The 5,186-nt window shown below is 48.4% G+C and carries 4 protein-coding genes; 2 read left to right on the top strand and 2 right to left on the bottom strand.

Annotated elements, in window-relative coordinates:
• Together hisF and hisIE are read left to right on the top strand one after the other, a co-directional pair.
• Window positions 1–768, top strand: a 768-nt coding sequence (hisF, locus tag JF818_RS06225) for an imidazole glycerol phosphate synthase subunit HisF (protein WP_198891165.1), incomplete at its 5' end; no start/stop codon positions are given.
• Window positions 769–778: 10 nt separating this feature from the next.
• Window positions 779–1,396, top strand: coding sequence for a bifunctional phosphoribosyl-AMP cyclohydrolase/phosphoribosyl-ATP diphosphatase HisIE (gene hisIE / locus JF818_RS06220; RefSeq protein WP_255528432.1), 618 nt, complete (start codon window positions 779–781; stop codon window positions 1,394–1,396).
• Between the two features lie 85 nt (window positions 1,397–1,481).
• Here hisIE and JF818_RS06215 read toward each other — a convergent pair whose 3' ends face one another.
• Together JF818_RS06215 and JF818_RS06210 are read right to left on the bottom strand one after the other, a co-directional pair.
• The gene (locus tag JF818_RS06215; RefSeq protein ID WP_198891161.1) at window positions 1,482–4,160 is read right to left on the bottom strand and encodes an HAD-IC family P-type ATPase; all 2,679 of its coding nucleotides are present in this window, start codon (window positions 4,158–4,160) and stop codon (window positions 1,482–1,484) included.
• An 88-nt stretch (window positions 4,161–4,248) separates the two neighbouring features.
• Window positions 4,249–5,145 (bottom strand): hypothetical protein, encoded by an 897-nt coding sequence (locus JF818_RS06210; protein ID WP_198891159.1) that lies wholly within the window; start codon window positions 5,143–5,145, stop codon window positions 4,249–4,251.
• Window positions 5,146–5,186: the final 41 nt, after the last annotated feature.

The raw sequence follows: 5,186 nt of genomic DNA, 5'->3' as shown, positions 1-5,186 counted from the left end.
AAACGAATCATTCCCTGTCTTGATGTCCGTGATGGACGTACAGTAAAAGGGGTCAACTTTGTGAACTTGCGTGATGCAGGGGATGCGGTTGAGCTAGCCCAGGCGTATAGTCGCTGTGGTGCGGATGAGCTGACGTTCCTTGATATCACAGCAACGGTTGAGAACCGTTCAACCTTCCGTTCCTTGGTAAGGAGTATTGCCGACCATATCGGTATTCCCTTTACCGTCGGTGGTGGCATCAGGAATGAGGCTGACGTGGCATCTCTGCTCGATAGCGGCGCCGACAAGATATCCATCAATAGTCAGGCTGTGGCAAAACCGGAGGTCATCGATGAGCTCGCTCTGCGTTTTGGCAGTCAATGTGTAGTCTGTGCCATTGATGCAAGAAGAAATCCTGCCTTTGACAATGGAGCTGAGGAAGGTTGGGAGGTCTACGTCCATGGTGGGAGGAAAGGAACCGGGGTTGATGTCATCTCCTGGGCGAAGGAAGCCTACAGCAGGGGAGCAGGGGAAATTCTGCTTACCAGCATGGAACATGACGGGGTGAAGGGAGGGTTTGCTGTTGATCTGACCCGTCGAGTCTCTGAGGCGGTGGGAATTCCTGTCATCGCGAGTGGAGGGGCTGGAACAATGGATCATTTCCATGAAGTATTCACTGATGGCAAGGCCGATGCTGCCTTGGCAGCTTCCATCTTTCATTTTCATGAAATTGATATCCCAGAGTTGAAGATTTTTCTTGAACAACATGGTATAACTATGCGTAAGTAGTAGTAAGGAGATGGATTATATGGCTCTTGATTTCGAAAAACAGGGTGGATTGGTTCCCGCAATTATCCAGGATGCTGTAACAAACAAGGTATTGATGCTCGGCTATATGAGCGATGAATCGCTCAAGATTACCCGTGACCGTGGGCTTGTCACCTTCTGGTCCAGAAGTCGCAATACGCTTTGGACGAAAGGGGAGACCAGTGGAAATTATCTTGAGGTAAGGGAGATTATTGAGGATTGTGACCATGACACCCTTCTGATCAAGGCAATACCAACTGGACCGGTGTGCCACACAGGAAGTGATACCTGTTTTGCAGAAGAAAACAACCCTGAAAAAATTCCAGCAACCGACTTCTTATTCTACCTTGAGCAGGTTATCCATGACCGCCGTGAATTCCCCCAGGAAGGTTCATACACCAACCATCTTTTCAGTAGAGGCATCAACAAGATTGCACAAAAAGTAGGGGAAGAGGCAGTTGAACTCATCATTGAGAGCAAGGATGACAACAAGGATCTGTTCCTCGGGGAAGCTGCAGACCTTCTCTACCACTTCCTGGTACTCCTTACCCAGAAGGAAGTACGGTTGAGTGAAGTTGTTGAGATTCTCAAGGGAAGACACAGCAGATAATCCACCAATTCCACCAAGCAAACCCCCGCCTATGCAATCATATAGCGGGGGCTTGTTGTTTCTATCCCATAAAATTGAAGGTGAGCTATGATTTCCTAATACGTCTCTTGATGGCTCTTTCTGTCTGGATGATCAGCAGAGGGAGTACGGCTCCTGCAAGAACAAACAGCCACTGTGTTGCATTGAGTGCCGTGGTGCCAAGCGCGTTGCTTAACAGTGGAACATAGATGGCAAGCAACTGCAAGAATACCGAGATAATGAGAGCCAAGATCAGGAACCGGTTTTTCAGAATGTTCCGATCCAAACCGAAGGACTCCTTCTCCCTTACATTGAAGATATGTGCCAGCTGCCCAAAAGCCATCGTAGTGAAGGTGATGGTCTGTGCGATTCGTGTCTCCCATCCCATAGCGAGGGAGATCGTAAATACAGCGAGTGCTCCCAAGCTGATCACAGCTCCATTCCCAAGGACTCCCATTGCGAATGAACGGTTCATGATTCCTCGCCTCGGGTCCCTTGGTTTTCGTTTCATCACCCCAGGCTCTCCTGGTTCCCATGCAAGGGACATTGCCGGCAAGACATCAACCACCAGATTCAGCCACAGGATTTGCAGGGCTACGATCGGCATCGGTAGTCCCAGCATGATTGAAATGAAGACCACAAAAATCTCAATGAAGTTGCAGGAGAAGAGGAAGTAGATGAATTTTTCGATATTGTCGAAGATTACTCTTCCCTCTCTCACTGCATCGACGATGGTAGAGAAGCGGTCATCGGTAAGGATCATGTCCGATGCTTCCTTGGCGACCTCGGTTCCCCGTATTCCCATAGCCACTCCGATGTCAGCGCCATTAAGCGCAGGTGCATCATTCACCCCATCACCGGTCATTGCGGTTATCTCTTCATCGATCTTCAGGGCCCTGACGATTTGCAATTTATTCTCGGGAGATACCCGGGCGAAGATGGAGGTGTTCTTGATTTTTTCAGCAAGCTCATCCTCACTCATCTGGTCCATCTCCTTGCCGGTGATGACCTCACCAGAGACATCCATTCCTATTCGCCCTGCAATAATGCCTGCGGTCTTTGGATGATCACCGGTGATCATGATGACGCGGATGCCTGCTTCCCTGGCTTCCTGAATCGCTTGTTTTACATCCTCACGAGGAGGATCGATGATACCTGCGAGACCCAGGATGGTGAAGCCCTGCTGCAAGGCCTCCTTCATTGCCTGCTCAGATCCATCTCCCTGATACCCAGACAACTTTCCGACTGCAAGGACTCGTAGACCTTCACTTGCAAGTGTATCATTTGCTTCCTGGAGCAATCGTTTCTCTTTCTGTTCCATTCCACTCATATCAATCAGGACATCAGGAGCACCCTTGATGAACAGGGTTTTCTCTTTGTTGTCCTGTTGGTATGCGGTTGCCATATACTTGGCTGTAGAATCGAATGGAATCTCCCCGATGCGTTCCCACGCTCCTTCTTCCTTCTCCTTCCTGTCGATCGAAGCCTTTCTCCCTAAAACGACCAATGCACCTTCGGTAGGGTCTCCTACGATGGAGTAGGTCTCTTCCTTCACCAGTGTTGCATTACTGGAAAAGGCGCCAGCGAGTAAAAATTCCTGCAAGGAATCATGTTCTGATGGATCAATTTCACCATCGTCGTTTGAGAATGTCCCCTCTGGTTCATATCCTTTGCCAGTAATTGTATAGACAGACCCATCCTTCAGATGCAAATGGGTCACCGTCATCTGGTTTTCGGTGAGAGTCCCTGTCTTGTCCGTGCAGATTACGGTAGTCGAGCCCAGGGTCTCCACTGCAGGGAGACTTTTTACCAAGGCATTATGATTTGCCATGGTTTTCATTCCCAGAGCCAGGGTGATGGTGGAGACAGCAGGAAGCGCTTCGGGTACTGCAGCAATAGCAAGAATGATACCTATCTTGATCATCTCATAGAGCTCTCTGCCGGTGATAATCCCTGTAATGGTTACAATTGCTGCTACTGCAAAGGAGATCAGCATCAAGGATTTTCCCAGGGTGATGAGCTGTTTTTCCAATGGGGTATCGGACTGTTCTTCTTCCTCGAGCATGGAACTGATTCGTCCCAACTCGCTGTTCATGCCGGTACCGGTAACAATTGCATAGGCATTGCCCCGTGTGGCTGCGGTGCCCGCGTGCACCATGTTCTTTCTGTCCCCGATTGGGACATCCTGCTCGTCTATGGTCAGCGTATCCTTGTCTATTGCCTCTGATTCCCCGGTCAACGCCGATTCATTGGTTGCAAAGTTTTTCGTACTGGTCAGGCGGCCATCAATGGTGATTGAATCCCCCTCTTCGATATATATCAAGTCACCAATAACAAGACCTGAGGACTCAATTTCCGTGAGAGAGCCACCGCGAATGACCTTGGCGGTGGTTTTAACCATGTTCTGCAAGGATTCCACAGATTTTTGTGCCTTGTATTCACTGATAAACCCGGAGAGTACTGCAATGAGAATTGCGATGATGATCGCTATCCCCTCTACCGTATCCCCCATGATGAAGGCAACAGCCCCTGCCACCATAAGTAGGTAGACGATAATATTGTTCAGGTTTGAAAGCAAGATTTTCCAAGCAGATACCTTGCTTCCTGACTCAATCGTATTTGGGCCAAACTCATCGAATCGCCTCTGGGCTTCTTCTGGGGCGAGTCCCTCTTTTCCATCAGTAGAGAGTGTTTCTATGAGCTCCTGTTCGCTGTATGCATAGGGTTTCTTTCTCAGGTTTTGCAATTGCTTCCCCTTTCATTGTGGATGGCGAAAGTATAGCATGGAATAAAATGCAGGCAAAACAATACTGAAATTGTGGACCAATCCAATTCTACCCATATGTTTGCAGGACAGAGCGTGCTTTATAGGTGATGAATCGGCTTCTTTCACGTTTCTGTTCATACATCAAATGGACTGCACCTGGGTGCACATATTCCAGTTCCCAGAATCCATCCTTTTCTTTGTTTTTCAACCACTGAAGAGCATTGCGTATATGTTTATCGCAGGTATAGTTGAAACGTGAGGCAGCAACGAGGAATCGAAGTATGTCATAGTGGTAGTAGTGAGGGTAGGTGAGTTTCTGATAGCGTTTGTCATCATCCCAGAATAGGTTGTGGTCGATGATAAACGTTATGGCGTCTTGTACAGCCTGCCGGACGAGTTGGGTATGGTTTTGTATTCCCTGTTCAAGATAGGAGAGAAATCCCTCAATCACACAGATGGTTGTGTGTGGATCTCCTATGGGAGAATCATAGTTCCAGCTATAGCCCCCTTGGGGTTTTTTCTGGGTAAGAAGGTATGCAACGAGGGTTTCAATTCGCTCCTCTTCCCAACAGAAGTAGGCTGCATAATCCAAGAACATGCCATCGATGGCGATATCACTTGGCATGGTACTCTTCGCCAAGTTCATACCACCACAAGAGAGCATACACTCATCAAACGTTCTCTTTACCATCTGCCTGCAAGCTTCCACTCCTGGGTGAATCCCGAGCTGTCTCAATGCATAAAGCGTATAATGGGTGCTGGTCCATTTTGGTTGATAGTACCAGAGGCCCCAATGACCTGTTTCAGTCTGGCAAGAGAGGAGTTTTTTTCCGTATCCTTCTCTCTCAATCCTTTTCTGGAGCGATTCGACCACTGAGGCTTCACTGTCAAGGAGTGTAGTATGGGTGAGGTATTGAATGGAAACATCTCCATCTAGTAACCACTTGATCACTGTATCTTGCATGGACCCTCCAAGAGGAGTGCTGGCTATGTGTAGTGTACTGC

The sequence above is a fragment of the Sphaerochaeta sp. S2 genome (assembly GCF_016406725.1).
GTDB lineage: Bacteria > Spirochaetota > Spirochaetia > Sphaerochaetales > Sphaerochaetaceae > Sphaerochaeta.
The sequence above is the reverse complement of the archived record's forward strand: the minus strand, read 5'-3'. Positions and strand labels throughout refer to the sequence as shown.

Bases quoted from the DNA above. Each gene is read 5' to 3' on its own strand.
- hisIE (WP_255528432.1), top strand. From the start codon at position 779: ATGGATTATATGGCTCTTGATTTCGAAAAACAGGGTGGATTGGTTCCC.
- JF818_RS06210 (WP_198891159.1), bottom strand. From the start codon at position 5,145: ATGCAAGATACAGTGATCAAGTGGTTACTAGATGGAGATGTTTCCATT.